Source organism: Mycobacterium lehmannii (assembly GCF_002245535.1).
Taxonomy (GTDB): domain Bacteria; phylum Actinomycetota; class Actinomycetes; order Mycobacteriales; family Mycobacteriaceae; genus Mycobacterium; species Mycobacterium lehmannii.
Genome location: NZ_NKCN01000062.1, coordinates 1 through 2,673 on the forward strand (window position 1 = coordinate 1; position 2,673 = coordinate 2,673).

Below are 2,673 nucleotides of genomic sequence, written 5' to 3' on the forward strand. Positions count from 1 at the left end.
GGACCGCGGCGGCCTTCTCCTCAGGGCTGTAACGGCGCGTCGTGGGCTTCCCGGCAGACTGTTCCTTCGGCATACCTGCATCCTCGTTTCCAAGGTCAGGAGCCTCCAACATTTCCAGGGCGATTCAAACATGCGCCGCGTATGTCGCTTGCTCCGCCGCATGGCCGTCGTCGCGGCGAATCCGCACAAGGCGCCCAGGGCCGCGACCACGACCAGCAGACCCACCCAAAACGGCAGTCCGAGCGAACCCATAAGCAACCTTCCGGCCGTCATCCGCGAGCCGCCGGGGTCAATGGAATCACCCACACTGCGGTGCTGGCGGTCCTGTACGCGTTTCGTGACCGAAGCGAACGGGTTACGAGACGACTACGTGATTGTCACGCCACCGTCCACCACGATGGTCTGACCGGTGACGTAGCCGCCGGCCTCGGATGCCAGCCAGACGACGGCGGCCGACAGCTCGTGCGGCTCACCCAAGCGCTTGAAAACGACGCGGTCGGCCAGGGTGCGGTCCAGATAGCCCGGCTTGTACTCGTCGGTCATCTCGGATTTGAAGAAGCCCGGTGCCAGGGCGTTGACGCGGATTCCCTTGCGCTCGCCCCACTGTTGGGCGAGGTCGCGGGTGAGGCCGACGATCGCGGCCTTGCTGGCGCTGTAGGCGGCCTGGGGGAGCGCCGCGGTGGTCAGACCCAAGACGCTGGAGATGTTGATGATCGAACTGCCCGGCTGCATCACCCGCCCGCACGCTTGGGCGGCCCAGTACGAGCCGTTGAGGTTGACATCGACGACCTTGCGGAACTCTTCAGGCGTCTCCCGAGTGGCAGGCACAGCGGTGCCGACTCCTGCGTTGTTCACCAACACATCGACGCGGCCGAACTCCTGCATTGCGGCGTCGACGAGCGCCGTGCACTGATCGGGGTCGGCGACGTCGGTTTGGACGTTGAGAGCGCGCCTGCCGGCGGCCCTGACGAGTTCTGCTGTGATTTCCAGCTTTTCGGCGCGTCGGGCTGCCAGCACCACATCCGCACCGGCTTGTGCAACCGCCTCGGCGAACGACACTCCAAGCCCGGACGATGCGCCGGTGATGACGACGACCTTGTCGTCGAGTCGAAAGCGGTCCAGAATCGTCATCTTCGACGTTCTCCTGTCTATCGTGGAAGCTGTGCTCGACCAACCGTAATGTGTGGGGTTCGTGGCGTTGGGCTGGCGGTGCTCGCCCGGCCGAGGGTTCGAACCGGCCATTGCGGGCACCACTAGGGGCAGTCGGTTCCGGTGAGGGATAGCGAGTAACGCATGGTCGTACCCGGGTGGGTGTGGGCGCTGACGATCGCCGCCATCGTCGGACTCTTGGCGTTCGACTTCTTCTTCCATGTGCGAAAGGCCCACGTCCCGACCCTCAAAGAGGCGGCCATCTGGTCGGCGTTGTACGTCGGGATCGCGGTGCTGTTCGGGGTCGGTGTGTTGATCTTCGGGGGCGTCGACCCCGGTGGCGAGTATTTCGCGGGATATATCACCGAGAAAGCGCTGTCGGTCGACAACCTCTTCGTCTTCTTGATCATCATCAGCAGCTTCCGCGTGCCGCGCGAGGACCAGCAGAAGGTGCTGCTGTTCGGCATCGTGTTCTCGTTGATCGCGCGGACCGGCTTCATCTTCCTCGGCGCTGCGCTGATCAACACCTTCGCCTGGGTCTTCTACGCGTTCGGGTTGATCCTTCTGATCACCGCGGGCAACATGCTGGCACCGAACAACAGCGACTCCGAGACCGCCGACAACTTCATCATTCGGCTGGCGCGGAAGCTCTTTCACACCACCGAGCACTACGACGGCGACAAGCTGTTCACGACCTTGGACGGCAAGCGCGCGATGACGCCGATGCTGCTGGTCATGGTCGCCGTCGGCGGCACAGATATCCTTTTCGCTCTCGACTCGATCCCGGCGATCTTCGGTCTGACCCAGAACGTCTACATCGTCTTCACCGCGACGGCGTTCTCGCTACTGGGCCTTCGGCAGCTGTACTTCCTCATCGACGGCCTGCTCGACCGGTTGATCTACCTTTCCTACGGTCTGGCGGCGATCCTGGCGTTCATCGGTGTGAAGCTGATTCTGCATGCGCTGCACGAGAACAACGTGCCATTCATCAACGACGGAGAACCCGTCACGGTCGTGGAAGTCAGCACCGGCCTCTCGCTCTCGGTCATCATCGGAGTCCTCGTCGTCACCGTCGTCGCATCGCTGTTCAGTAAGAGGGGAACGGCCCAGACGGCGATCGCCAACGCTCGCCGGCACGCGCGGGCCTACCTTGATTCCGAGTACACCAGCAGCGCTGAGGAACGCGAACGCATCTTCAAGGCGCTTCTTCGCGAGCGTGACCAGATTCTCGCGCTCGGTCCCAAGTACCGGCAGCTGGTTCGTGACGAAGATGCGCTCATCGAGCTACTCGATCGCGCAGCCGCCAAGCACGATGAGGCGGTCGACCGTGGCGAAGCTGAGCCCTTCACTTCCAAGGGGCTCACCGCCCCATAGCGCACGGCAAATCACTTTTGTCTCTTTGGTTTCTGTGGTCACAGATGGGGTTGGGTTGTCGGTGGGTCGAACTAGTGTTCGAGTATGTCGGTGGAACGGGTCAGCCAGCGGATCGCGGCGATGGACCGCGAGCTGTCCGGGTTGATCGCC

General features: G+C 63.2%; 2 protein-coding genes. One reads left to right on the top strand and one right to left on the bottom strand.

Annotation, left to right across the window (positions count from 1 at the left end; translation table 11 throughout):
• Nucleotides 1-366 precede the first annotated feature (366 nt).
• Nucleotides 367-1,131, bottom strand: a complete 765-nt coding sequence (locus CEX87_RS26840) for an SDR family NAD(P)-dependent oxidoreductase (RefSeq protein ID WP_064426837.1) — start codon at nucleotides 1,129-1,131, stop codon at nucleotides 367-369.
• Between the two features lie 162 nt (nucleotides 1,132-1,293).
• Between CEX87_RS26840 and CEX87_RS26845 the strand changes: the two genes are divergently transcribed.
• Nucleotides 1,294-2,523 (top strand): TerC family protein, encoded by a 1,230-nt coding sequence (locus CEX87_RS26845; RefSeq protein ID WP_094289870.1) that lies wholly within the window; start codon nucleotides 1,294-1,296, stop codon nucleotides 2,521-2,523.
• The last annotated feature ends 150 nt before the right edge of the window (nucleotides 2,524-2,673 follow it).